22 protein-coding genes are annotated in these 24,259 nt (G+C 69.9%); 14 read left to right on the plus strand and 8 right to left on the minus strand.

Annotated features, from left to right (window positions below; all coding sequences use genetic code 11):
• Positions 1 to 46: 46 nt before the first annotated feature.
• Entirely contained in the window at positions 47 to 589 is a 543-nt protein-coding gene (locus ABD134_RS00830) for a metallopeptidase family protein (RefSeq protein ID WP_344225830.1), read from the minus strand.
• A gap of 183 nt (positions 590 to 772) precedes the next feature.
• Here ABD134_RS00830 and ABD134_RS00835 point away from each other — a divergent pair, with 183 nt between their 5' ends.
• On the plus strand, positions 773 to 1,213 hold the full coding sequence (locus ABD134_RS00835) for a DUF3499 domain-containing protein (RefSeq protein ID WP_344227590.1): 441 nt from the start codon (positions 773 to 775) through the stop codon (positions 1,211 to 1,213).
• A 508-nt stretch (positions 1,214 to 1,721) separates the two neighbouring features.
• Positions 1,722 to 3,287, plus strand: a complete 1,566-nt coding sequence (gene ahcY, locus ABD134_RS00840; RefSeq protein WP_344225831.1) for an adenosylhomocysteinase — start codon at positions 1,722 to 1,724, stop codon at positions 3,285 to 3,287.
• Between the two features lie 10 nt (positions 3,288 to 3,297).
• On the opposite strand, the gene ABD134_RS00845 is transcribed toward ahcY, so the two are convergent.
• Positions 3,298 to 4,101, minus strand: a complete 804-nt coding sequence (locus ABD134_RS00845) for an RDD family protein (RefSeq protein ID WP_344225833.1) — start codon at positions 4,099 to 4,101, stop codon at positions 3,298 to 3,300.
• A 94-nt stretch (positions 4,102 to 4,195) separates the two neighbouring features.
• Here ABD134_RS00845 and ABD134_RS00850 point away from each other — a divergent pair, with 94 nt between their 5' ends.
• Together ABD134_RS00850 and ABD134_RS00855 are read left to right on the plus strand one after the other, a co-directional pair.
• Positions 4,196 to 5,188 carry a stage II sporulation protein M gene (locus ABD134_RS00850; protein WP_344225835.1) on the plus strand — a complete coding sequence of 331 codons (993 nt, stop codon included), beginning with the start codon at positions 4,196 to 4,198 and terminating at the stop codon, positions 5,186 to 5,188.
• A gap of 117 nt (positions 5,189 to 5,305) precedes the next feature.
• The gene (locus ABD134_RS00855; RefSeq protein ID WP_344225837.1) at positions 5,306 to 6,727 is read left to right on the plus strand and encodes a TIGR01906 family membrane protein; all 1,422 of its coding nucleotides are present in this window, start codon (positions 5,306 to 5,308) and stop codon (positions 6,725 to 6,727) included.
• Positions 6,728 to 6,843: 116 nt separating this feature from the next.
• Here ABD134_RS00855 and ABD134_RS00860 read toward each other — a convergent pair whose 3' ends face one another.
• Together ABD134_RS00860 and ABD134_RS00865 are read right to left on the minus strand one after the other, a co-directional pair.
• Positions 6,844 to 8,661 carry an AMP-dependent synthetase/ligase gene (locus ABD134_RS00860; RefSeq protein ID WP_344225839.1) on the minus strand — a complete coding sequence of 606 codons (1,818 nt, stop codon included), beginning with the start codon at positions 8,659 to 8,661 and terminating at the stop codon, positions 6,844 to 6,846.
• A 21-nt stretch (positions 8,662 to 8,682) separates the two neighbouring features.
• On the minus strand, positions 8,683 to 10,263 hold the full coding sequence (locus ABD134_RS00865) for a dolichyl-phosphate-mannose--protein mannosyltransferase (protein ID WP_344225840.1): 1,581 nt from the start codon (positions 10,261 to 10,263) through the stop codon (positions 8,683 to 8,685).
• 339 nt (positions 10,264 to 10,602) lie between these two features.
• Between ABD134_RS00865 and ABD134_RS00870 the strand changes: the two genes are divergently transcribed.
• The 3 genes from ABD134_RS00870 to ABD134_RS00880 are packed head-to-tail and all read left to right on the plus strand — an operon-like array spanning position 10,603 to position 13,415.
• The gene (locus tag ABD134_RS00870; RefSeq protein ID WP_344225842.1) at positions 10,603 to 11,949 is read left to right on the plus strand and encodes a hemolysin family protein; all 1,347 of its coding nucleotides are present in this window, start codon (positions 10,603 to 10,605) and stop codon (positions 11,947 to 11,949) included.
• A complete protein-coding gene (locus ABD134_RS00875) occupies positions 11,949 to 12,986 on the plus strand; it encodes a hemolysin family protein (protein WP_344225844.1) in 1,038 nt (345 codons plus the stop codon). Before ABD134_RS00870 ends, ABD134_RS00875 begins: the two co-directional genes overlap by 1 nt.
• Positions 12,987 to 13,019: 33 nt before the next feature.
• The gene (locus ABD134_RS00880) at positions 13,020 to 13,415 is read left to right on the plus strand and encodes a hypothetical protein (protein ID WP_344225846.1); all 396 of its coding nucleotides are present in this window, start codon (positions 13,020 to 13,022) and stop codon (positions 13,413 to 13,415) included.
• Positions 13,416 to 13,423: 8 nt separating this feature from the next.
• On the opposite strand, the gene ABD134_RS15510 is transcribed toward ABD134_RS00880, so the two are convergent.
• On the minus strand, positions 13,424 to 13,717 hold the full coding sequence (locus ABD134_RS15510) for a cation transporter dimerization domain-containing protein (RefSeq protein WP_378108418.1): 294 nt from the start codon (positions 13,715 to 13,717) through the stop codon (positions 13,424 to 13,426).
• A gap of 66 nt (positions 13,718 to 13,783) precedes the next feature.
• On the opposite strand from ABD134_RS15510, the gene ABD134_RS00885 reads away from it, so the two are divergent.
• From ABD134_RS00885 to ABD134_RS00905, 5 genes are all read left to right on the plus strand, one after another.
• On the plus strand, positions 13,784 to 14,923 hold the full coding sequence (locus ABD134_RS00885) for a GTP-binding protein (RefSeq protein ID WP_344225848.1): 1,140 nt from the start codon (positions 13,784 to 13,786) through the stop codon (positions 14,921 to 14,923).
• Positions 14,920 to 15,042 (plus strand): type B 50S ribosomal protein L36, encoded by a 123-nt coding sequence (gene ykgO, locus ABD134_RS00890; RefSeq protein ID WP_344225850.1) that lies wholly within the window; start codon positions 14,920 to 14,922, stop codon positions 15,040 to 15,042. Before ABD134_RS00885 ends, ykgO begins: the two co-directional genes overlap by 4 nt.
• A 63-nt stretch (positions 15,043 to 15,105) precedes the next feature.
• Positions 15,106 to 15,981: a 16S rRNA (cytidine(1402)-2'-O)-methyltransferase gene (gene rsmI, locus ABD134_RS00895; protein ID WP_344225852.1), complete on the plus strand. Its 876-nt coding sequence runs from the start codon at positions 15,106 to 15,108 to the stop codon at positions 15,979 to 15,981.
• Positions 15,982 to 16,021: 40 nt separating this feature from the next.
• Positions 16,022 to 16,393, plus strand: a complete 372-nt coding sequence (locus tag ABD134_RS00900; RefSeq protein WP_344225854.1) for a VOC family protein — start codon at positions 16,022 to 16,024, stop codon at positions 16,391 to 16,393.
• A 176-nt stretch (positions 16,394 to 16,569) separates the two neighbouring features.
• Entirely contained in the window at positions 16,570 to 18,063 is a 1,494-nt protein-coding gene (locus ABD134_RS00905) for an NAD-dependent succinate-semialdehyde dehydrogenase (RefSeq protein WP_344225856.1), read from the plus strand.
• Positions 18,064 to 18,194: 131 nt separating this feature from the next.
• Here the strand turns inward: ABD134_RS00905 and ABD134_RS00910 are convergent, their stop codons facing one another.
• From ABD134_RS00910 to ABD134_RS00920, 3 genes are read right to left on the minus strand one after another with little or no spacing between them, the layout of a single operon-like run.
• Positions 18,195 to 20,726 carry a transglutaminaseTgpA domain-containing protein gene (locus ABD134_RS00910; RefSeq protein WP_344225858.1) on the minus strand — a complete coding sequence of 844 codons (2,532 nt, stop codon included), beginning with the start codon at positions 20,724 to 20,726 and terminating at the stop codon, positions 18,195 to 18,197.
• On the minus strand, positions 20,723 to 21,889 hold the full coding sequence (locus tag ABD134_RS00915) for a DUF58 domain-containing protein (RefSeq protein WP_344225860.1): 1,167 nt from the start codon (positions 21,887 to 21,889) through the stop codon (positions 20,723 to 20,725). The genes ABD134_RS00910 and ABD134_RS00915 overlap by 4 nt, the downstream gene beginning before the upstream one ends.
• Before the next feature lie 35 nt (positions 21,890 to 21,924).
• Positions 21,925 to 22,983 (minus strand): AAA family ATPase, encoded by a 1,059-nt coding sequence (locus ABD134_RS00920; protein ID WP_344225862.1) that lies wholly within the window; start codon positions 22,981 to 22,983, stop codon positions 21,925 to 21,927.
• Between the two features lie 186 nt (positions 22,984 to 23,169).
• Between ABD134_RS00920 and ABD134_RS00925 the strand changes: the two genes are divergently transcribed.
• Together ABD134_RS00925 and pth are read left to right on the plus strand one after the other, a co-directional pair.
• Positions 23,170 to 23,775, plus strand: coding sequence for a 50S ribosomal protein L25/general stress protein Ctc (locus tag ABD134_RS00925; protein WP_344225864.1), 606 nt, complete (start codon positions 23,170 to 23,172; stop codon positions 23,773 to 23,775).
• A gap of 80 nt (positions 23,776 to 23,855) precedes the next feature.
• On the plus strand, positions 23,856 to 24,259 hold a 404-nt coding region (gene pth / locus ABD134_RS00930), incomplete at its 3' end, for an aminoacyl-tRNA hydrolase (protein WP_344227591.1).

Here is a 24,259-nt window from a genome sequence, read left to right on the forward strand (position 1 = left end):
GTCGGAGCCGGGCCGAACGGAGCCGGCGACCGGCTGTTGACGCCGTCTACCAGTGGAAGTCGGGGTCCACGGCCTCGGGTGCCAGGCCGGTCAGCTCGGCCCACTGCTCCACGACCGCCCCGTAGACGAGATCGGGCAGCAGGGACGGAGCCGGACACCGGGCCTCGAGCGGGCGCCGGTGGATGGTGATGACGGCCGTGCCTTGGGCATCACGGCGAGTGGAGCCGGTGGGATCGTCCACCAGTTCCGTACCCCAGGCCCGCACCAGCTCCAGGCGGTTCTCCAGGTCCTCGGGAACCATCGTCATGCGGAAGCGGGCTTGTTCCACGGCGGGACCGCAGACCTCGGCCAACCGGGCCACGGCGGCGGCCAGGTGATCGGAGAAGGCCTCATTGCGGCTGCGGGCACCGGGCAGTCCCGGCGGCATCAACGGTCCGCGCAGGCCCCGTCCACGGCGGTCCCGGCGGGGCGAGCGGGACACGGTTTCCGAGGCAGACCCTGACGTGCCGGGTGTGCGGGCGTCACCCGAATTCCGACCCATGCCCCGTGCCACGCCGTATTCCACGGCAACGGGTTCGAAGGAAGTCATGACTCGATGCTAGACCCCACGGGGGCGCGCCGGTACCGGGCACCGAGAGGCCGGCGTCGGACCCGGATGTTCTACGGTCGGACGCCGTCGGAAGAGGATGGGAATGCTGCCGGACACGCGTCCCGGCGGGGCAGTGCAGCGCTTCCGGGACCCAGCGCGGTAGGGTGGTCTGCCGTGGGATCGATGCGACAGTGCTCCAAGACCAGCTGCCAATCTGCGGCTCTGGCAACGCTGACGTACAACTATGCCGATTCCACCGTGGTCCTGGGCCCCATGTCCCGGTTGGCCGAACCACACACCTATGACCTGTGCGAGAAGCACGCCCGTAGCATGACCGCCCCGAAGGGCTGGGAGCTGCTGCGCATCCAGCCGCCGGAGGGTGCCGACCGCTCCGTTCCGGAGGAGCCGGACGACCTGTTGGCCTTGGCCCACGCGGTGCGTGAGCCATCGGCCCGCAGTGAGTCGGCCCGTCCAGACTTGTCCTCGCCGCCCTCGGTGGGGCGCCGAGGCACCTCGCCCGACGCCGGCGCCCGCTCGGAGTCGACCGGTTCCGTCAATGGTGATGCCCCCGCACGCCCGGGCCGACCCACGCTCCGCCTGCTAAGCGAGGTGCGCGACAGCTGAACCTGCCGTCAGGGTGCCCGCTCCAAGCCTCGGCTGGCCCTGTTCAGGCGCCGCCGGTCCGGCGTCGGTGCCACAGTGACCAGAAGGCCAGCGTGGCCACGCCGGCGAATCCGGCGGCCAGGGTGTTGGCGCCAAGGTAGGCGTTGTAGTCCCAGGCGCTGTCCGGCCGGGCGAAGTCCTCGCCTTGGGCGAAACCGGCCCCCCACAGAAACCGCCGAGTGCCAAGGCGGCCGCGGCGGAGAGCGCGATGAAGACGACGAGCACCACGCGACCGGGATAGGCCCGTCCCGTGTGCCGCGCCAGCTGACCGCGGCGGGCCAGCCACCAGGAGGCCACGCAGGCGCAGAGCAGGGCCACGGCCATGGCCTCGCGTCCGGCCAGTTGCGGATCACCGACGTGGAGACGTGTCGATCAGGGTCGGTGATGGACCCGTCTGCTGGGGGCCGGAGCGGTCTCCGCGGACCCGCCCAGGGGGATGCACGGCGCCAGCTGCCTTAGGCTGAGGTCCATGACTGAACAGCACGCCGCCCGAGACATGCCCCAGGCCGGTACCCCGGCCGCTGATCCCGCCTACGCCAACCCCGTCACCGTCCCCGGGGCCACCTTCGACTTCGCCGTTCGGGACCTGTCCCTGGCCGAGGCCGGCCGCCACCAGATCCGCCTGGCCGAGCACGAGATGCCGGGGTTGATGTCCCTGCGCCGTGAGTTCGGCGAGGCCCAGCCCCTCAAGGGTGCCCGGATCGCCGGCTCCCTGCACATGACGGTGCAGACCGCCGTGCTGATCGAGACCCTCACCGCCCTCGGTGCCGAGGTCCGCTGGGCTTCCTGCAACATCTTCTCCACCCAGGACGAGGCGGCCGCCGCCATCGTGGTCGGCACCGGAACTCCGGAAGAGCCCCAGGGCGTCCCTGTCTTCGCCTGGAAGAACGAGACACTCTCCGACTACTGGTGGACCGCCTCCCAGATCCTCCTCTGGCCCGGGGCCGACCAGGACCCGGAACTGGGCCCGAACATGATTCTCGACGACGGCGGGGACGCCACGATGCTGCTGCACAAGGGCGTCGAGTTCGAGGCCGCTGGTGCCGTGCCGAGTCCCACGGCGGACGATCCCGAGGAGTACCAGGTCATCCTCGAGACCCTGCGTGCTTCGCTCGCCACGGACGGCCAGCGCTTCACGCGGATCGCCCAGGGCATCCGCGGGGTCACCGAGGAGACCACCACCGGCGTGCTCCGCCTCTACCAGCTGGCCGAGACGGGTCAGCTGATGTTCCCGGCCATCAACGTGAACGATGCGGTCACCAAGTCGAAGTTCGACAACAAGTACGGCATCCGCCACTCACTGCCGGACGGCATCATGCGCGGCACGGACGTTCTGATCGGCGGCAAGACGGCGGTCGTCTGCGGCTACGGTGACGTCGGCAAGGGCGCTGCCGATGCCTTCCGCGGCCAGGGGGCCCGCGTGGTCGTCACCGAGGTGGACCCGATCAACGCCCTCCAGGCCGCCATGGACGGGTTCCAGGTGGTCCGCCTGGACGAGGTGGTCTCGTCCGGGGACATCTTCATCACCACCACGGGTGGCAAGGACATCATCATGGCTGAGGACATGGCCCAGATGAAGGACAAGGCGATCATCGGCAACGTCGGCCACTTCGACAACGAACTGGATATGGCCGGCCTGGCCAGGACTCCCGGCATCATCAAGACCGAGATCAAGCCGCAGGTCCACGAGTGGACGTTCGACTCCGGCACCGCGGACGAGCGCTCGATCATCGTGCTGTCCGAGGGGCGCCTGCTGAACCTGGGCAACGCCACCGGCCACCCGTCCTTCGTGATGAGTGCCTCCTTCACCAATCAGGTGATGGCCCAGATGGAGCTCTTCGCCCGCCATGGGTCCATCACCGGCCTGGAGTACGAGAAGCAGGTGTACGTGTTGCCGAAGGTCCTGGACGAGAAGGTCGCCCGCCTCCATCTGGACGCCCTCGGCGCCCACCTGACCGAGCTGAGCAAGAGCCAGGCCGAGTACCTCGGTGTGGACGTGGCCGGCCCGTACAAGGCGGACCACTACCGCTACTGAACCGCTACGGTCAGGAGAACGGCAGGGAGTGCAGGCGTTCGGCGGCGGCGTCTGCCCTCTCCTGCTGGCGGCTCAGCAGCCGGAAGTCACGGTTGCGCCGTTCGGCCACCACGGCCAGCAGGAAGTCTTCCAGCGGGGCACCGGCCGGCGGGCCCGGAGCCACGAACGGGGCCACCTGCGCCGCCAGTCGGCTCGCGGTCTGGTGACGGGCCGCGGGCGGGACGGAGCGGGAGTTGCGCAGGAACTGCGTCACGGAGGCGACCAGGGCGTCCGGGAGGCGGCCGACGTCGGCCACCTCGGCCCACGGCCGCATGGACTCGGGAACGCCGGGCAGGGGCGGGGGGACGGGTCGCTGGCGCTCGACGACCACCTGGCTGCCGGCAATCATGTCCGCCAGGCGCTTGCCGCGTTCGTTCAGCATGGACGCGATGAGTGCCACGGAACCGAAGGTCATCCACAACTCCATGATCCCGACCAGGACGCGGACCAGACTGTGCCGCAGACGGATGGAGCCGCCGTCATCCCGCACCACCCGGGTGCCGAAGACGAGTTTGCCCAGTGAACGGCCCCGGCTGAGGGTCTCGACGGCCAGCGGGACGCCCACGAGCATGCCGACGACGAGGGCCAGCACCGTGGCCTGGGCCGCAGCCGGGTCCAGTTCCTCCAGGATCGTCACCGCCAGGACCCAGACCACCGCGAGGAACACCAGCATGAGGGCGATCGCGTCGATGAGGGCGCCGGCGGCCCGGACCACGAAGGAGGCGGGCCGCAACTGCAGCACCACCGCTTCGCCGGTGACCACCGTCGTGCTCATGAACTACCCCCTGATCCGGTTCCGCAGCTGTGCACGACGGGCCATGCGGCCCGTCGTGTGCCCCGCCCAGCGTAGCGGCCGGTAGCCTGAAGTCGTGGATCTGGACGCCTACGCCTCAGTACATCGCCCCACGTGGGAGCGGCTGGACTCGTTGGCGCGCACCCGCCGCCTCGATGCCGGGCAGGCCGACGAGCTGCTCGAGCTCTACGGCCGGTCCTCCACCCACCTGTCCGTGGTGCAAGCCCATGACCCGGACGGGCCCCAGGCCGCCGGGCTGTCCATGGTGCTGGCCCGGGCCCGCAGCCGGATCACGGGGGCGCCCTCCAATGCCTCCGCCGGGTTCTCCCGCTTCTTCCTCGAGCAGCTGCCCGCCGCGTTCTACCGGATCCGCTGGCTCACGGTGCTCCTCGGGGCGGCCTTCTGTCTCGTGGCGGTCTGGTTCGGATTCTGGGTGAACGGCGAACCCGAGGTGCTCGCCTCCCTGGGCACCGAGGAGCAGATGCGCGAGTACGCCGAGGAGCAATTCACCGGCTACTACTCCGAGAACCCGGCCGCGTCCTTCGCCGGGCAGGTGTGGACCAACAACGCCTGGATCGCCGCGCAGGAGGTGGCCTTCGGCATCACCGGCTACTTCGTGCCCTACGTACTCTTCGCCAACGCGCAGGGCGTCGGGATCTCTGGCGGGGTCATGGCGGCCCACGGCGAGCTGGACACCTTCTTCCTGTACATCCTCCCGCACGGGTTCATGGAGCTCACGGCGATCTTCATCGCCGGCGCCGCGGGGCTGAGGATCTTCTGGGCCTGGGTGGCCCCGGGGCAGCGGACCCGGCTCGACTCCCTGGCCTCGGAGGGCCGCTCGCTGTTCACAGTGGCTGCCGGGCTGGTCCTCGTGCTGGCCGTGTCCGGTGTGGTGGAGGGCTTCGTCACCCCGTCCGGGCTGCCGCATTGGCTGCGCCTGGGCATCGGCCTGCTCGTGCTGGCCGGCTACTGGGCCTACACGCTGATCCTCGGCCGCAGGGCCGTCGCTGCCGGCGCCACCGGGGACCTCCAGGCGCACGACGCCGGCGCCCGCCAGCTCACTGCGTGAGGTCGCCCTGAGCGCCAGCCTTCACATCCGCGCGGTGTGCCCCCGCCTTCCCCGCCTCCGGCGGCACTACGCTCGGATACGGAGACGTCTCATCACGCGCGAACAGAAGGCAGGACGATGGCTGGCAAGGACAGGTCACAGGACGGCACGAACGCCTCCTCCGGTATGGCCGGAGAGAGGGACGGGCGTACGGCGGAGCACGCGGATACCCCTGAGTTCGAGAGCGGCCTGGACTACGCCGCGTTCATGGAGGACGAGGAGGGGGACACCTCTGATCCCGATTCGAACGCCGGGGCGAATCCCGCTAGCGCACCGGTGACCTCAGATGCCCTGGACTCCGGTCATGGCGGCTCACACCGTGCGGATCCGGGCACCCAGCCGACCGAGTCCATCGACCGGGCCGAGCACCGTGCGGATCCGGGCACCCAGTCGACCCAATCGATCGACCGGGCCGAGCTGGACGCCTGGGCCGCCGGCGATACCTCGGCCCGGGACCGCCCGGCCGCCAGGGCGCGCGGCGAACGGGGCGGACTCCCGCCGGAGACCGTGACCGCCACCGCGACGCCGGAGCCTGATCCCGAGTCCGCCCGCGCCGGAACGGGCACCCTGTGGGACGACGGTGCCGTGGCCGGCTCCAGCGCCGCGGGCGTAGGAGCGGCTGTGGGGGATCCCGTCACGGCACCGCAGACCTCCCAAGACGACTACCGGGGCTTCGCCACCGGTGCACACTCAGCGGACGCTGAGGACCGACGTCGGGACCTGCGTGGTGCCGAGGCGCGTGCCGCGGCCCGGGACGAGGCCTTGGAAGGCCCGTCGACCGGGCCCAAGGTGCTGCAGGTGCTGTTGGCGATCCTCTTCCCGGTCGTCGTGCTGATCGCAGCCGTCCGCGCCGTGGCCTCCCCGCTCTTCCTGTGGATCGAGTACCACCGTCCCGGTTTCCCGGCCGATGAGCTGGGCTTCACCACCGAGGACCGGCTGACCTACGGCTCCGCCGGCATGGATTTCCTCTTCAACGCCGCACCGACCCGGTACCTGTCCGATCTGGCTCACCAGGGCAACCAACTGTTCACGGACACCGAGGTCTCCCACATGGCGGACGTCAAGCTCGTCATGCTCATCACCATGGCCGCCGGCGCCGTCCTGGGCCTGCTGTGCATCATCTTCATGATTGTGCTGGCCCGCACCGCCAAGGGAGGCATCCGCCGTTCGCTGTTCGCTGGATCCCTCTGGATGCTGGTGGTCCTGATCGCCCTGGCCGTACTGGCCGTGCTCGGCTGGGAGCAGTTCTTCGCCACCTTCCACAGCCTGTTCTTCGCGGACGGCACCTGGACCTTCCAGGCCACTGATGCCTTGATCCGGCTCTACCCGAACCAGTTCTGGATGGACGCCGGTATCGGCATCGCCGCCCTGGTGCTGGTGACCCTCATCGTGATGCTGATCTGCACCTGGCCCACCCGCCGCCGCCGGCACGAGTCCCGATTGGCGCAGATGGACCTGATCCAGCGCCGCAATGACTGGTACGACGCCCAGGAGGTCTGAGCCTCCCTCGGCCCGGGAAGCAGCCCCAGGTGGATCACAAGGCCCCGGGAATCACCACGTGGTGGTTCCCGGGGCCTTGCCGGTCTGGTGGCTAGGTTCCGGGCGGCCGTCCAGGCCTACTTCCGGTACAACTCCTCGATGGCGCCCGCGTAGTCCGCGATGACCACGTTGCGCTGCAACTTCAGGGATGGGGTGAGGTGACCGGTCTCCTCGGTCAGCTCGGTATCCAGGATGGTGAACTTCCGGATGGACTCGGCCCGGGAGACCGCTTCGTTGGCCAGGTCCACGGCCGTCTGCACCTCGGCCCGCAGACCCTCGTGGGTGCTGGCCTCGGCCAGGGAGAGAGGCCCCAGGCCCTGGGCCTTGGCCCATTGGGCCAGTCCGTCCGGGTCCAGCGTGACGAGGGCTCCCACGTAGGGACGGCCGTCGCCCACCACGACCACCTGGGAGACCACGCCGGCGGAGCGGATGGTCTCCTCGAGAGGCGTCGGGTAGACGTTCTTGCCGCCCGCGGTGACGATGATCTCCTTCTTGCGGCCGGTGACATAGAGGTAGCCGTCCGCGTCTAAACGGCCGATGTCCCCGGTGCGGAAGAAGTCGTCCTCGTCCAGCGCCGCGGCGGACGCTTCGGGCTGACCGTGATAGCCGTCGAACACGATGCTGCCGCGGATGAGGATCTCCTGGTCCTCCGCGATGCGGACGGTGGTCCCCGGCACCGGGAGCCCCACGGAGCCGATGCGCGTGTGGCCCGGGATGTTGAGCGTGGCGGGGGCGGTGGTCTCGGTCAGGCCGTATCCCTCCTGCATCCCCAGCCCGGCGCCGCGGAAGAAGTGGGCCAGCTCCGGGTTCAGGGCGCTGGCACCGGAGACGGTGTACTTCGCCGAGCCGCCGAGGATCCGGCGGATCTTCGGGTAGACCAGTCGGTCGAACAGCGCATGGCGGGCCCGCAGCAGGGCACCGGGCCCGTTGCCCTCACCCCGGGCCTGTGCGTCCTGGGCCTCGGAGTACTCGATCGCGGTGGAGCGCGCGGCGGCGAAGATCTTCGCGGTGCCGCCCTCGTGCGCGGCGGCGGCAGCGCCGGCGTCGAGCTTCTCGAACACGCGCGGCACGGCCAGCAGCCACGTGGGGTGGAAGGAGGAGAGGTCCGCGGTCAAGGTCTTCAGGTCCGAGGCGTGGGCGATCTGGATCCCGCCGACCAGGCAGATGTACTGCACGGCGTGGGCCAGCACATGCGCCAGTGGCAGGAACATCAGGGTGCGCTGCTCGCTGCCGCCCACGATTCCGTGGGCGAAGGGAAGGATATTGGCCGCACCCACGGCGAAGTTCGCGTGCGTGATCCGGGCGCCCTTGGGCTTGCCGGTGGTGCCGGAGGTGTAGACGAGGGAGGCGACGTCAGACAGGCCGTTCGCGGACCGGGCCGCCTCGAGCGCCTCGTCCGTCACGTCCCGACCCGCGCGGCCCAGCTCGGCCAGCCCGGCGGCGTCGAGCGGAACCACGGAGACCTCGAAGCCACCCTGCTCGGCGGCACGCTCCACCGCGGTGCGGTGCCTCGCGGCGGCCGTGAAGACCAGCCGGGCGCCGGAATCCGCGAGGATGTGCTCCACCTGCATCGGCGAGGACGTCTCGTAGACGGGTACGGACACTGCACCGGCGAACCAGATGGCCTGGTCGATCACGGCCCACTCGTAGGAGGTGGGCGCCATGATGCCCACCATTGACCGCGGTTCCACGCCGAGGGCTATCAGGCCCTTCGCGGCGGAGCGCACCTGGTCGAGGAAGGAGGCGTAGGAGACGTCCAGCCAGCCCCCGGCCCCATTGCGCACGGCGTAGGCCGGGGCGTGGGGCCGTTCGGCCGCCACCGCCAGGAACCGGTCCGTCACGTTGGTCTCGGCGGGGAGGTAGGCGACCTGATCCGTCTGGGCTTCCTGCGTCATGCGCCTCATGCTAGCGCGGCATCAGATCCAGCTGCTCATCCACATCCGCAGCCGCCACTGGTCATAGGGGATCACCTCACCGGTCCAGACCGGCATGAAGAACGCGCTGGCGGCCACGGACAACACCACGAATGCCAGGACGAGGACCGTGTTACGGCGGCGGTTGGCGGGGCCACCGAAGCGCATCAGAGCCCCGAGGCACAACGTGAGCGCGAGGATGAGGAAAGGGGTGTAGGCGATGGTGTAGAAGAAGAACATGGTCCGCTCCGGCCAGAGGAACCAGACGAGCTGACCGGCGGCGTAGACCCCGAGGAAGGCCCCGGCCCGCCAGTCGCGGCGGCCCAACCACAGGAACACCAGGGCCAGCACGGCCAGGGTTCCCGCCCACCAGATGACGGGATTCGCCAGATCGGTGATGGCAGCGGAACAGGTGTCCACCGGGCAGCCGTTCGCGCCGTCGTCGTGACCCTCGTAGAAGAAAGAGGTGGGCCGGCCCATGAACGGCCAGGTCCACGGGTTCGAGGCGTAGTCGTGGCCGGAGGACAGGCCCCCGTGGAACTGGGTGGACTGCCGGTGGTAGTCGGCCAGCGAGCGCAGCGGACCAGGGACGGGATGCTCCCACCAGGACTGCGGGGGATGGGTGGCGTGCCACTGCCGGTTGTAGCCGTGGCCGGTGAGGAGCCAGCCGGTCCAGGTGGCCAGGTAGGTCGCCGCGCCCACGCCGACGACGGCGACGAAGGCATAGAGCCCGTCATGCGTGACGCCGGCGCGGACCCAGTGCCGGATTCCGGCCACGCGCCGGGCGTTCATGTCCCACAGCACGGTCATCAGCCCGAAGACTGCCACGAAGGCCAGTCCGGAGAGCTTCACCCCGCAGGCCGCGCCCAGCAGGATTCCGGCCACCAGGCGCCAGGGGCGCCACCCCAGCCACGGCCCATACCTCAGCAGGGTCGACGGCGGTGACCCACCGTGGCGTGCGGCCGCGGCGGCCAGCCGATCGGCCAGACGGCGCCTCCCGTCGGCGCGGTCCAGCAGCAGTGCACCGAAGGCGGCCAGCACGAAGAACGAGAGGAAGATGTCCAGCAGCCCGGTACGGGACATCACGAGGTGGTGTCCCTCCACGGCCAGCAGCAGGCCGGCGATGCCGCCGAGGAAGACCGAACGGAAGAGCCGTTGGGCGATCAGGGCGGTGAGCAGCACGGAGAGGGTGCCGGCCACGGCCGCGGAGAACCGCCAGCCGGTGCCGTTGTCAGCACCGAACACGGCCATGCCGAGGGCGATCAGCCACTTGCCCAGCGGGGGGTGGACCACGTATTCGGGAGTGTTCTCCGGTTGCGGGTTTCCGGCCGCGAACTGCTCGTTGTGGTCCTCCGGCCAGTTCATCTCCACGCCGGACTGCAGCAGGGTGAAGGCATCCTTGACGTAGTAGGTCTCGTCGAAGATCAGCTGGTGCGGGTGGTCCAGCCGGATCAACCGCAGGACGCCGGCCAGGATGGTGACCGCCAGCGGGACGATCCAACCCCAGTGGCCCGGGTGGAAGCGCTCGCCGAGCAGACGGAGCCGCAGCGCGGCGTCCGTGTAGGCGGCTGCGGGGGTGCTCAACCACCGGTGTGTGGATGTGGCGGGCGCCGGCTGCCTCGGCTGCACCGGCTGCGCTGTGGGGGTGGACTGAAGCACCCTGCCATCGTACGTGCAGGCGAGGGCCGGATCAGGTGGGCTGGGGCGGGCGCACCTCTCTTCTCTCTCCTACGCCGTTCCGCCTGTTTGCGCTGGGACCCTCATGCTGGCATGATTCTGTCAATCTGCGGCCGCCGGCCGTGGATTTTTCTGATTTCCTGAGAGGAAACCGATGTCTACTCCCGGTGACAGTCCGGGGCACAGTCCGTGCCTCCCGCTGACACGAGCGAATGCGCTCACAACGTGCGGTGGGGGGTGTAGTCATTGGAAATAGTCTCGATTCTGATCGGCCTCGTGCTGATCATCGCCTGCGGTCTCTTCGTGGCTGCGGAGTTCGCCTTGATCACGGTCAACAAGAACGAGGTCCGTGAGGCCGTCGCCCGAGGGGACCAGAGGGCCGCGGGTGTGCTGAAGGGCATGAATACCCTGTCCACTCAGCTCTCCGGCGCTCAGCTGGGCATCACCTTGACCAACCTGGGCATCGGCTTCCTGGCCGAACCGGCCATCGCCGCCCTCGTGGTCGGCCCCCTGACCGACGCCGGCCTCGCCGAGCCGATGGCACGCTCGGTTTCCGTGGCCCTCGCCCTGGTCCTGGCCACCGTCCTGACCATGGTGTTCGGCGAGCTGGTGCCCAAGAACCTCGCCATCGCCCGGCCGCTGGCGACCGCACGGGCCGTCGTCGGCTTCCAGCGGGGTTTCAGTACGGTGACCAAGCCCCTGCTGATGTTCTTCAACGGCACGGCCAACCGGATCGTGCGACTGTTCGGCATCGAGCCCCAGGAGGAACTCGCCTCGGCCCGTTCGCCGGAGGAACTCACGGTCCTGGTGCGGCACTCCGCCCGTCAGGGTGTGCTTCCGGCGGACACCGCCGAACTCATCCAGCGGTCCTTCGCCTTCGGGACCCGCCGCGCCCATGACTCGATGACCCCGAGTACCCGGATGACCACCCTGGCGCCGGGCTGCACCGTCCAGGACCTGCTGCAGGTGGCCGCCACGACCGGCCATTCGCGGTTCCCCGTGATGGAGCCGGGCTCGTCGACCGTCGAGGGCCTGGTCCACATTCGCCGTGGCCTGGCCGTCCCCTTCGAGGACCGCGCCTCCACGCCCGTCTCAGAGGTGATGGAGACGCCCACCCTGATGCCGGACACGATCGAGCTGGACCATCTGATGGACACCCTGCGGGCCGGAGGCCTGCAGATGGCCGTCCTGATGGACGAGACCGGGGATGTGGCCGGCCTGATCACCCTGGAGGACCTCGTGGAGGAACTCGTGGGGGAGGTGGTGGACGAACATGATCCGGACGACCGGACCAGTGAGCGGCTACCCCATGGGGCGTGGGCCTTCGACGGTGCACTGCGCCCGGATGAGGTCACGGAGCTGCTGGGGCACCAGATTGCGGAGGATGCCGAGTACGACACGATCGCCGGCCTGCTCACCCTGCACCTCGGCCGCATTGCCACCGTGGGTGACAGCGTCGAACTGGAGACCGAACCAGCCCACGGCCACCCGGCCGCCCGGGTCACCTTCACGGTAGAGGTCATGGACGGGGCGCGCATCGCCCGCGTTCATGCCACCGCAACACCCCTCGAGTCCCAGGAGGACGATCGCTAGTGGATACCGTCGGTATTGTCTTGACCGTCGTGCTGCTCGCGGCGAACTTCTTCTTCGTGGGTGCCGAGTTCTCCCTCATCGCGGCCCGCCGTAGCATCGTGGAGCCGAAGGCCGAGGAGGGCGGGCGTGGAGCCAAGATGACCCTGTGGGCCATCGAGAACGTCTCGCTGATGATGGCCGGGGCACAGTTGGGGATCACGGTGTGCTCCCTGGCCCTGGGTTACGTCACCAAGCCCATGATCGTCTACGCCCTGCAGGGGCCGTTCGAGGCTTGGGGGATCCCGGCGACGATGATCGACACCATCGCATACATCATCGCGTACGCCCTGGTGACCTACCTCCACGTGGTGCTGGGCGAGATGGTGCCCAAGAACATCGCCCTGGCCGGGCCCGAGCGCATGGCCTTCATCCTGGGCCCGGCCCTGGTCGTCGTCGTGCGTGCCCTGCAGCCGCTGCTGTGGACCATGAACGCGATGGGCAACGGAATCCTGCGCCTGTTCAGGGTGGAGCCCAAGAACGAGGTGGCCAGCACCTTCACCCGGGACGAGGTGGCCGGACTCGTCGGTGAGTCCCGTGAGGGAGGGTTGCTGGATCACCAGGACGAGCGGCTGCTGCTCGGTGCCCTCACCTTCGAGGAGCGCTCCGTCCAGAGCATCGTGATCCCGTTGCACGAGGTCGTCACCCTGCCGGCCGGCTGCACGCCGGAGCAGATCGAGAAGGTCGCGGCGAACGGCTACTCACGGTTCCCCGTCCAGGCAGAGCACGGGAGCCTGAACGGTTACATCCACGTCAAGGACCTGCTGGGCCTGGACCCGGCGGCACGGGACCTGCCGATTCCGGACCGTCTGGTGCGGCAGCTGCCGCGACTGCACGTGGAGGACCACCTGCAGTCGTCCCTGCGACGCATGCAGCGGGATGGGGCGCACCTCGCCCTGGCCGTGGACGAGGCAGGGCGCCCCTACGGCGTCGTGACCCTCGAGGACATGCTGGAGGAGCTCGTCGGCCAGATCCGTGATGACAGCCGTGCCGCCCGGTAGACCCCGGGTGGCCGGGGCTGCCGGAGTGGCACCGTGAACAGCCTCGAAGGAGCCGGCGTGGCGGGGGAGCTGATCTCCTGGATCGGGCTGATCATCGGACTGCCCGTGCTGCTTCTGGGGTTGCTGCTGCGCGCGGGTGAGAAGGGCCTGGTCCCCACCGAGGTTGTCCTGGTGGCGGACGGCGGAACGCTGTGGGCACGTTGGTTCTCCGCCGGCGAGTTCCACGAGCGTCCGCTGCGGGGCGCGGAACGCTCCCACTTCGCCTCCCGGGACTTCTGCCTCGGGTACCTCGATCGCCGGGACCCTTCGGTGATGAGGCTGGAGCGCCGCAGGCCGGTGGCCCGTGCCCTCCTGGCCCTGGGCTCCACCTTCGTGATTCTGGGGGCGTGCGGGTTTGCGCTGTCCCTCCTGCCGATGGTGTTCGGCTGACGGCAGTCTCAGGGCCCTGCCGGGGCGGGGACGAGGAGGATGGTGGCCCGGTGAAGATGGGGGACGTCTTGGCGTAGGCGCTCCTCGACAGCCTGGCCAAGGTGATGACCAATTTCGATGCTCAGGCTCCCCTGGACGCCGAGGCAGAGTTCTGCCTCCAGGCGGTGCCCGCTCCACCGAGCATGCGTCCGATCCACGGAGAGGACCCCCGGAGTGGCAGCTGCCGTGCTCTCGATCAGATCCGGAGTGCCAGCCTCGCTGATTCCCTGGTCCCGGGTGGGCGGAGGGGCGTAGGCCGTCACGACCTGAGCGAGGTAAGTGGCGCTGGTTAATACTATTGAGAATCATTCTCATGTAGTCTGTAGGGCATGCGCCTCACCGTCATCAGCTCCCTCGACGCCCTATGCCGTCACCAGGCCTGCGACATGCTGGCCGCCGCTTACCCCGATGCCGTATTGATGCTTCATGACCTGCTGGAGGACGGCCTGCTGGTGTGCCGATCCATTCAAGCGGGGACACCCCCGCGGTGGAGAGAGACTCGACTGGAGCACCCTTGTCCCAGTTGCGCCATTCGGCTGGACATCGTGCCCGCCGTGCAGCACGCACGGGATGCCGGAGTGGAGCACCTCATACTCGGCCTGCCTCCCGCACTGCCGGCGGCTGCCGTGGTGCGGGCACTGAGCGGCGGCGCGCGCCGGTCAGTGGTGCTTCATGCCGTGGTGCTGGCCTGTTCGCCGAGTGCGGTCGAGCACCAGATCTGGGACCGCCATACGCTCTTCGAGTCCGGCTACCTGGCCCTGCCCGATGATGAGAGGACCCCCGGGGAGTTCCTCATGGAGGAACTGGCCTCGATTGACACCGTGCTGCTGGCGGACCCCAACCTGGTCCCTGCTGACCCGCCTGCCAGTGCTCGCGGACTTCAACTGCTCCGGGAGCTGGCCCCCCATGCGCGGATCACCGACCTGGCCTCCGACCTCGACCCCCTCCAGGAGGACGTGGCGGCATCACCATCCCGGGCCGAGCCATACGAGTCGTCCTCCGCCGGCGTCGCCTCTGCGCCGCCGTTCACCACGGTCATCCACCAGCTCCACCGTCCGCTGCATCCGGAGCGCTTCCATCAAGCCTTACGTTCCCTCGCCCAGGGCTGCTGCCGCCTCCGTGGCCAGCTGTGGATGGCACCGGCGCCGGAATGCCGGATTCTGCTGCGGGGGGCCGGTCCGCGCGTATGGCTGGAGAACGCAGGCCCCTGGCCCGTCTATCTCGACTCCGCCGCGCCAGGGACATCAGTTGCCAAGGACGCCAACGTCTCTTTCCATGCCATCGCGGACGCAGGCCATCCGAGCACCGTGATCTCCGCGACCGGCGAAGACCTCGACGCTGTCGACATCGCACGACTTCTCACCGACTGTCAGCTGACAGAGGACGAGATGAAGAGCGGTTTCACCGCACTGGCCGACCCGTTCGGCCTGCACACCACCCATGACATCGACTCCCGGAGGGCATCATGAAAGTACGGAACTCATTGCGGGCACTGAAGAAGGTCCCCGGCGCACAGGTGGTTCGCCGGCGCGGGCGCACGTTCGTCATCAACAAGAGGAGCCCACGGATGAAGGCCCGCCAGGGATGACACGGTTCACTACCGGCATGGGGTCCCGGTTCCAGCCCGAAGGATGACCTCTAGCATGAGGGGATGGCGCCTACACAGACTCCCGAGGACCGGCTCGGCGAAACCACCGGTCAGATCGTGCTGGCGGCCACGCCGATCGGGAACCTGGCCGACGCCTCCCAACGGCTCAAGGACCTGTTGGCCACCGCGGACATCGTAGCCGCCGAGGACACCCGGCGGGCCCACCACCTAGCGCACGGCCTCGGCGTGAAGATCACCGGCAAGGTGGTCAGCCATCACGAGCACAACGAACGGGAATCCACCCCGGAACTGCTGGCGGCCGCCCGGGGAGGCGCCGTCGTCGCCGTCGTCACCGATGCCGGGATGCCGCTGGTGTCAGACCCCGGCTACCGGTTGGTCTCCACGGCGGCGGCCGAGGGCGTTGATGTCACCTGCGCCCCGGGGCCCAGCGCCGTCACCACGGCGCTCGCGTTGTCTGGGCTGCCGACGGACCGCTTCGCCTTCGAGGGGTTCCTGCCCCGCAAGGAGGGGGAGCGGGCCCGCCTGCTGACCGAGCTGGCACGGGACGCCCGCACTCTGGTGTTCTTTGAGTCACCGCACCGGCTGGCCGCCTCCCTGGCCTCACTGCGGGACGCCTTCGGCGCCGATCGGCCCGCCTGTGTGGCCCGGGAACTGAGCAAACTCCACGAGGAGGTGGCCCGGGGATCGCTGGCCCACCTGGTGCAGTGGGCGAACTCCAAGGAGATCCGCGGCGAGATCGTCATCGTCACCGGTGGGACTGAGGGGGAACCGGACACGGACACGGCCGGACAGGTGGCCGACGTCGAGGTCCTGGTGGCATCCGGAACCCGGTTGAAGGAAGCGGTGAACACCGTGGCCGCTGCCCGGGGCGTACCGAAACGGGATCTGTACGAGGCGGTGCTGGACGCCCGCGCCTGAGGTCTCGGCCAGCCGATTCCGGCGGAGTACGGTGGCGCACATGGCTATCGCACGCTTTCCCAGTTTCGTGATCGACTGCCCTGATCCGGCGGCCCTGGCGGGGTTCTACGGTGCCCTGCTGGGGTGGGACGTTCAGGACCAGGCCGACGGCGACGACCACTGGCTTGACCTCCGTCCCGCCGACGGCACCAATTGCATCTCCTTCCAGCGCGCCGAGGACTACCGCGCACCGGAGTGGCCGGGGCAGGACAGCCCGCAGCAGATGCACCTCGATGTGATGGTGGAGGATCTCGACGCCGGAGAGAAGGCCGTCCTCGAGCTGGGCGCCATCAAGACGGAGCACCAGCCGGGCGAGAGCTTCCGCGTCTTCCTCGACCCGGCTGGTCACCCGTTCTGCCTCTGCCGGTTGTAGCCTTCCGCGGCTGTGCCGGGTGGCAGAGCATCGGTGGCTCCGTCGCAAAATGACCCGCGCGCGTCACCGGGCGTGGCCGGCCAGTAGGCTGAGGCCGACGGTGCCCAGCCGCCCGGTGACCACAGGACGCCGCAGGCTGGCCCGACCGAGCCGACTGACCGGAAAAGAGGTTCCCCATGACTGTCACCACTGTCACTGCTGAACGCGAGCAGGAACTGCTGCAGTCCGTCCCCACCGGCCTGCTGATCGATGGGGCGTGGCGTGATGCCAGCTCCGGCAAGACCCTGGACGTCCACGATCCGGCGACCGGGAAGGTTCTGCTGTCTATCCAGGACGGCAACTCCGATGATGCAATGGCTGCCCTGGACGCCGCCGCGGCCGCCCAGCGTGACTGGGCGCTGACTGCCCCGCGGGAGCGGGCCGAGATCCTGCGCCGTGGTTTCGACCTGGTCACCGAGCGGGCCGAGGACTTCGCCCTGCTGATGACCCTGGAGATGGGCAAGCCGCTGGCCGAGGCCCGCGGGGAGGTGACCTACGGCGCGGAGTTCCTGCGCTGGTTCTCGGAGGAGACGGTGCGCCACTATGGGCGTTACTTCACCTCGCCCGAGGGCAAGAACAAGATGATCGTGACGCACAAGCCGGTGGGCCCGTCCCTGCTGATCACGCCGTGGAACTTCCCGCTGGCGATGGCCACCCGCAAGGTCGCCCCGGCCGTGGCAGCAGGTTGCACCATGGTGCTCAAGCCGGCCAAGCTCACCCCGCTGACGTCCATGCTCTTCGCGCAGGTCATGCAGGAGGCCGGGCTGCCGGCCGGTGTACTGAACGTGGTGGCCGGTTCCTCGGCCTCGGCGATCTCCGGCCCGCTGATGAAGGACTCGCGCCTGCGCAAGGTCTCCTTCACCGGTTCCACCCCGGTGGGCGTGAAGCTGATGCAGGACGCCGCCAACAACGTGCTGCGGACCTCCATGGAGCTCGGCGGCAATGCCCCGTTCCTGGTGTTCGCGGACGCGGACCTGGATGCCGCCGTCGAAGGTGCCATGGCCGCCAAGATGCGCAACATGGGTGAGGCCTGCACCGCGGCCAACCGGTTCCTGGTCCACGAGGACGTGGCCGTGGAGTTCAAGGCCAAGTTCGCTGCCGCACTCCAGGCACTGAACCCGGCTCGGGGCACCGAGCCGGAGTCCACCGTGGGACCGATCATCGACGGCGGTGCCCGTGATGATATCCATCAGTTGGTGCAGGACTCCGTGGCCGCTGGCGCCGAGGTCGTCACCGGCGGCCAGCCGAAGGACGGTGATGGTTATTTCTATATCCCGACGCTGCTGTCCGTGGGCAATGACAACCCGATCCTGTCCGAGGAGATCTTCGGTCCGGTGGCCCCGGTGACCACCTTCGCGACCGAGGAGGAGGCCATCGAGCTGGCGAACGCCTCGCAGTACGGGTTGGCCTCGTACATCTACACGAAGGACGTCAACACGATGTTCCGGGTCTCGGAGCAGATCGAGTTCGGCCTGGTCGGCTTCAACGCCGGTGTCATCTCCAACGCCTCCGCCCCATTCGGCGGCGTGAAGCAGTCCGGCCTGGGCCGCGAGGGCGGCGCCGAGGGCATCGAGGAATACACCACCGTGCAGTACATCGGCATGGCCGACCCGTACGCCGCCAAGAGGTAGCCCCTGACGTCAGGCGCCGCGCCGGTCACTCACTCTTGACCCGCTGATCGTGACGATTCCCGGTGATGATCACCGGGAATCGTCACGATCAGCGGGTCTTGTGATGTTGGTCCGTGAATCGCCGCGCTGGATCAGCGGCGGAGGGACTCCGGCACCAGGGACCGGGGGAACCACCGGGCACGACGCCGGCCGGCCGGATCCGAGGCCTCCTCCAGTCCGGTGATGATCGCCAGGGCGGCCGCAGCCACGTCCTCGGCGCCCTCCGGGGGTGGCGCGCCCTCCGGGGCGTAGCGGGCCCAGGTGATCGCCTCGACCAGGGTGTGCGCGGCGTCCTCGAGGCCCGGTGACCGTCCTGACATCCCGGTGGACTGGAGGTCCGGTGGCCGTCCCGCCACCCCAGCCACCTCAGTCATCACGGGCGCGTCCGCGCCACTCAGCTCAGCCGCGGCTGTCAGCCTCGCTGCGAACGCCTGTTCCGACTCATGCGGCTTCCGGCCCTGTCCCAGGTCCACGGCGGTGTCCTCCACCTCCGCCCAGGCCCGGCGCACCGAACCGGAGGCCAGGCGTGCCTGCCGCCGCCGATGCCGCAGCCCGCGGGGGAAGACCACCAGCAGCAATCCCACGAGGATCGTACCCACCAGGACGAGCAGCGCCCCGACCGGGACTCCGGGGGTACCCGGGGTCCCTGGCCCGGCCGTGGTTCCGGGGCCGGCGTCCTCACCGGGGGTCTCCGGTTCCTCGGAGGCGGACGGGGAGGGAGAAGCTCCCTGGTCCTCCACCGAGGGATCGGGCGAGGCGGTGGGCCCCGCGGTGTCCTCGGACTGGGCGTAGGCCGGCACGCGGCCGACGCTCTGGGTGGGTTCGAAGGGCACCCAGCCGACCTGGTCGATGTAGAGCTCCGGCCAGGCGTGAGCACGGTCCGCCGTCACCCGGTGGCGCCCGTCCACCGCTCCGACCGGGGCGTACCCCACCACCACACGGGCCGGGATGTCCACGGACTGCGCCATCATCACCATGGCCGAGGCGAAGTGGATGCAGTACCCGGCGCCGGCCTCCAGGAACTGCTCCGTCAGCTCGAGGCCGGAACCGTCATAGCCCTGCTCCACTGGAGCCGTCTCCGAATAGGTGAAGTCGTCGGAGAGCAGGTGGTCCTGGAGCGCCACTGCCTGCTCCACCGGATTGTCCGTGCCCGCGGTGAGGTCCTCGGCGAGCTCCTGGACGGCGGAGCCCTCCAGTGCCGGGTCCGCACCCCACCGGTTGTACACACCCTGCGGGGCGACCGCGCCGGCACGGTCGGCCAGCTCCTCGAACGTCAGGTCCAGGGGCAACACGGCCGTCTGGTACGAGATCTCCACCGGGCTGGCCTCCTGGCGGTAGGCGCTGAAGGTGGTGGGGTCGACCTCCCATCCCCACTCGCCGACGATCGGCTCGATCGCCACCGTCTGGTCCGGCAGCGGAGCCCAGTTCCCGGTCCACCCGTCGAGGGACAGGGACACCAGGTCCCGTCTCGGCGGGGCATCGGTGACCCCGGCATCCCCAGTGCCGCTTGCACCGCCTGCCGCACCGGCATCGCTTGCATCGCTTGCCGCCTCGGTCTCGTCGCCTTCGATCTCGGCGAGGTGGGCCGCGGCCGGGTAGAAGGAAGTGGTCGTCGGATCGCCGGCGTGTTGCGGCGGGTTCGCGTCCCAGGGGGAGGCCATCACGTCGTCCACCACGGCGGTGCGCAGATAGATGCCCAGGCCATCGTCCGTCTCATAGGTGATGCCCGCGTACCCTTGACCGCTGCGCAGCTCCTGGCTCAGGTCCGCCGCCGGGTTCACCGGCCCGGTGCCCTGACCGAGGATGAAGCGTTGACCCTCGGGTGCCAGCCCGGCGGACAGGAAGGGCAGGGTCAGCTGCGCCACGATCAAGGCCCCCACCGCGACGCCGGCCGCGGCCACCGTGCCCCAAACCGCCGTCCAGCCCCATCCCGCCGCCCAGCGCCCTCGCGCGTCCGCCGGCCCTCCTGCGTCCGCCGGCCCTCCACGGCTCACTGTCTCGACCCCGACCGCGCCGACCGATGGACTGCTCACACCTGAACGGGTATCCGCCGCCAGCAGTCCCAGCCAGGCCGTGGCGGCGAGTGCCAGGGCTGGCCAGGGGGTGGACCCCGCCGTGATCGCGGCGGATCCGGCGATCAGGGCCAGCGGGGGGAGGCCGGCGATGGCGGGGCAGCGCAGGCCCACGGCGATGGCATCGGTCACCAGGGCGGTCAGGGCCAGGACGGCGCCGACGCCGGCCAGCAGCGGCGCGCTGGTCTCCACCGGGATGGTGCCCGTCCAGATCGTCTCCCGCAGGTCGGCGGTGGAGGTGGTGATCGCGGCGAGGGTCTCCGGTTGTGGCGCCAGCCCGATCATCAGGGTCTCGGGCCACCACTGCCGGCACCAGAGCCACCCGGCGGCCAGTAGCCCTGCCAGCAACGGGCGCACCATCCGGGGCCCCAGGCTGCGCACCACGGCCGCGGCGCCCAGCCCCACCACGGCTGGTCCGGCTGCTGGCCCCAGCCATGCGGCCACCGGTGCCCGGAAAGCGGCATCCACGGCCATGGCGGCGGACAACACTAGCACCGCGACCAGCACCGCCGGCAGCCACACGGTCCCGAACAGCCGACGGCCCCCGGTCATGACCCGCCCTCCGCCACGAGCCAGCCGCCGGCCTCCAGCCGCTCGGCGGCATCCCGGCGGCCCTGCGTCCCGAACAGCACTGCCACGCGCTGCAGGTGGTGCGGCACCGTGGCCAGCACGGGGAGGTCCTGCCCCACGGCGGTCCCGAGCAGGGCGACGACGGCGGCGGCCTCGCCCGGCAGTGCAGCCGGCCACGTGGCCTCCCGGAAGGACGCTTCGAGGGCAGCCGGTGCCAGGGATGGGTCCAGGGCGTGGCCGTCCTGGTCCATGAGCAGCACTTGGTGGCCGGTGTCCTGCAGCCGCAGGATCAGGGCGGCGGCAGCCTGCACGGCCCGTTCGAAACCGGGGGAACTCTGCCAGTGGCGGCCGGCACCACCGTCCACGTCGTGCCGCTCGGCGGCGAAGGAGACAGCCCGGCAGTCCAGGACGAGCACCGCCCAGGGGTCGTGAGCCCACTCCTCCTGGCGCACCATGAGACGGCCGGTCCTGGCGGTCGCTCCCCAGTGAACGCGGGTCAGCGCGTCCCCGTCCCGGTGCTCGCGGACCAGGAGGTCGTCGGGGGCGGCCTGGCTGCCCAGCAGGTCGGCGGCATCGTGCTCACCGACGCCGGCCCGCAGGACCTGGTCGAGATCGTCGTCCTCCAGGGGGAGGGGCTCCACCTCGACCCGGCTCGTCCCGGCGACCTGGGCGTGGGCCAACCACAGGCCGAAGGGCCCGGACAGACGGGCCAGGGCCGGGCCGACGTCGTACACCCCGCGCTCGCGGGCCCGCCACCGGTAGCCCCCCTGCGGGACGGGAGCCCGCCGGCCGCCGGGGAGCGCATCTGCCAGGTTGGAGACCGCGGCATCGAAGGTGACATGCGCGCTGCCGCCCACCTGCAGTGCGCCGGGCACCACGGACCGCGTCAACCGGATGCGCCGGGCCAGCACGGTCCGGATGGCCAGCACGGCGCAGGAGATGCCCACGACGACGGCCAGGAAGAGTCCCAGCGCGACCGCCTCACGCCGGCCCAGAGTCAGCCCGGCCGCCACGAGGAGGGCCGCCGCCAGGGTCAGGGCCAGTCCGCGCGGCGTCGGCCGGGGCGCGGTCGGGGAAGAGACGTCAGCGGTGGTTAGACGGAAGGCACGTGGGGATGTGCGCCGGGTGGGGAGGGCGGAGGTCATGGCGGCGGGGGATCGTCTCTGAACGGATCAGGACATCACAGGCCGGCCGGAACCGGAACCGAGTGCAGGATCCGCTGCGTGGTCGCGTCGGCCTGAGCGGCCTCCTGCGTGGAGCGGCGACGGAGCATCAGCCGGTGCGGGAACACCACGGGGACGACGCCCGCCACGTCCTGCGGCGTGGTGAAGGACCGGCCGCTGATCGCGGCCTCGGCCTTGGCGGCGCGCAGCAGCTGCAGTAGGGACCGGGGGCTCGCACCGACGAGGACGTCCGGATGCTCACGGCTGGCACGCCCCAGGTCGATCACGTAGCGTGCGACGGCCTCGGAGACATGCACCCGGGACACGGCCTCGATCATCTGCAGGACCTCCTCCGTGGTGGTCACCGGAGCCAAGCGGTTCACGGGGGCGGAGGAGGGCAGCGGACCCTGGTGGGTGCGGAGCATCTGCAGCTCGGCCTCCGGGCCCGGATAGCCCATGGTGATGCGAGCCATGAACCGGTCACGCTGGGCCTCCGGCAGGGGATAGGTCCCCTCGGACTCCACGGGATTCTGGGTGGCCACCACCATGAACGGCTCCTCGAGCCGATGGGTGGTCCCGTCCACGGTGACCTGGTGCTCCTCCATGCACTCGAGCAGGGCTGACTGGGTCTTGGCCGAGGCGCGGTTGATCTCATCCCCGATGACGATGTTGGCGAACACCGCTCCCGGGCGGAACTCGAAGGTGTGACGGTCCTGGTTGAACACCGAGACGCCGGTCACGTCCCCGGGTAGCAGGTCGGGGGTGAATTGGATGCGATTGACCTTCCCGGCCACGGTCCGGGCGAGGGCCCGGGCCAGCAGGGTCTTGCCCACGCCGGGGACGTCCTCCACGAGCAGGTGCCCGCCGGCCAGCAGGACCAGCAGGGCGGTGCGGACCGCCTGATGCTTGCCGTCCACCACGGAGTCCATGGCGTCCAACATCGACCGGGTGGTGGTGGTGAGCCGCGCACCGCCCGGAGCCCAGGAGTCGTCCTGCTGGGGTCCGCTCCCGGGGCCGTCCTCCGGCCGTGGGCCTGCTCCGTCCTCGTGCTCCTGCCTGGCGGTTGACACGTCCACGGATCCTCCTGGAATGGTGCGGTCCCCTCGGGACCCAGCCTACTGGTATGCTGGTCCGCGTTGCCCAGGCGAGGGAGCTTTCAGCTCCGTGATCGACGAGGCTGCCGTACTGCACGGCCGTTTTCCTGCCTGGAAGGCCCGCCGCCACCACCGTGGCCGCGGATGAAGAAGTACAGGAGGAACACCATGAGCGACAACACCAAGATCCAGGTCACCCTGCGCGAGGACTTCGGCAAGGGAGCATCCCGCCAGGCGCGCCGCGACGGGCTGATCCCCGCGGTGGTCTACGGCCACGGCGGGGACCCCGTGCACCTGCTGATGCCGGCCCAGCAGACCTCCCTGGCCGTCCGTAACCCCAACGCCCTGCTGACCGTGGTCCGCGACGGCCAGGAGCACCTGGTGCTGCCGAAGGCCATCCAGCGCAACTTCATCAAGCAGACCATCGACCACCTGGACCTCATCGTCGTCCAGCGGGGCGAGAAGGTCGTCGTGGACGTGTGGGTGCACGTCGAGGGTGAAGCCGCCCCGGGCACCACCTTCAACCTCGAAGAGGCCTCCGTGCCGGTGCTGGCCGATGCCACGCAGCTGCCGGAGAGCGTCACCATCAACATCGAGGGCCGCACCGCGGGCGAGCACATCCACGGTGCTGACGTCCAGCTGCCCGCCGGCTCCACCCTGGAGCTGGCCGACGACTACGTCATCGCCACCATCTCCGAGCTCACCGTCCAGGACCTGGGCGAGACTGAGGGTGAAGGCGTAGAGACCGCGGCCGCCGAGTCCACCGAGGGCTGATTCCTCTCGTGACAACGCAGGGTACGGCGCGGGGGGCCGGTGCTCCGGCCTCCCCGCCATCCTCAGGTGCCTCCACCTGGCTGGTGGTCGGGCTCGGCAACCCCGGGCCCGACTACGCCCGTACCCGGCACAACGTCGGCCAGATGGTCATCGACGAACTGGCCGACCGCTTCGGGACGCGCCTGACCGCGCACAAGGCGGGCGCCGCCGTCGGGACGGCCCTTGCGGCGCCCGGCGGGCCCAAGCTCCTGCTCGCCAAGCCGGCCAGCTACATGAACGTGTCAGGGCGTCCCGTGGGCGCCCTGGCGCGGTTCTACTCCGTGGCCCCGGCGAACATCATCGTGGTGCACGACGAGATCGACATCCCCTTCGACGCGCTGAAGCTGAAGACCGGCGGGAGCGAGGGCGGCCACAACGGCCTGAAGTCCATCTCCCAGGTGCTCGGCACCAAGGACTACCTCCGCGTCCGCGTCGGCGTCGGGCG

Source organism: Citricoccus alkalitolerans (genome assembly GCF_039528175.1).
In the GTDB taxonomy this organism is placed as follows: domain Bacteria; phylum Actinomycetota; class Actinomycetes; order Actinomycetales; family Micrococcaceae; genus Citricoccus; species Citricoccus alkalitolerans.

Excerpts from the sequence above, each read along its gene's own strand:
- ABD134_RS00830 (WP_344225830.1), bottom strand. The coding sequence starts at position 589 with ATGACTTCCTTCGAACCCGTTGCCGTGGAATACGGCGTGGCACGGGGC.
- ABD134_RS00835 (WP_344227590.1), top strand. The coding sequence starts at position 773 with ATGCGACAGTGCTCCAAGACCAGCTGCCAATCTGCGGCTCTGGCAACG.
- ahcY (WP_344225831.1), top strand. The coding sequence starts at position 1,722 with ATGACTGAACAGCACGCCGCCCGAGACATGCCCCAGGCCGGTACCCCG.
- ABD134_RS00845 (WP_344225833.1), bottom strand. The coding sequence starts at position 4,101 with ATGAGCACGACGGTGGTCACCGGCGAAGCGGTGGTGCTGCAGTTGCGG.
- ABD134_RS00855 (WP_344225837.1), top strand. The coding sequence starts at position 5,306 with ATGGCTGGCAAGGACAGGTCACAGGACGGCACGAACGCCTCCTCCGGT.
- ABD134_RS00860 (WP_344225839.1), bottom strand. The coding sequence starts at position 8,661 with ATGACGCAGGAAGCCCAGACGGATCAGGTCGCCTACCTCCCCGCCGAG.
- ABD134_RS00885 (WP_344225848.1), top strand. The coding sequence starts at position 13,784 with ATGCGCCTCACCGTCATCAGCTCCCTCGACGCCCTATGCCGTCACCAG.
- ykgO (WP_344225850.1), top strand. The coding sequence starts at position 14,920 with ATGAAAGTACGGAACTCATTGCGGGCACTGAAGAAGGTCCCCGGCGCA.
- rsmI (WP_344225852.1), top strand. The coding sequence starts at position 15,106 with ATGGCGCCTACACAGACTCCCGAGGACCGGCTCGGCGAAACCACCGGT.
- ABD134_RS00900 (WP_344225854.1), top strand. The coding sequence starts at position 16,022 with ATGGCTATCGCACGCTTTCCCAGTTTCGTGATCGACTGCCCTGATCCG.
- ABD134_RS00905 (WP_344225856.1), top strand. The coding sequence starts at position 16,570 with ATGACTGTCACCACTGTCACTGCTGAACGCGAGCAGGAACTGCTGCAG.
- ABD134_RS00910 (WP_344225858.1), bottom strand. The coding sequence starts at position 20,726 with ATGACCGGGGGCCGTCGGCTGTTCGGGACCGTGTGGCTGCCGGCGGTG.
- ABD134_RS00915 (WP_344225860.1), bottom strand. The coding sequence starts at position 21,889 with ATGACCTCCGCCCTCCCCACCCGGCGCACATCCCCACGTGCCTTCCGT.
- ABD134_RS00925 (WP_344225864.1), top strand. The coding sequence starts at position 23,170 with ATGAGCGACAACACCAAGATCCAGGTCACCCTGCGCGAGGACTTCGGC.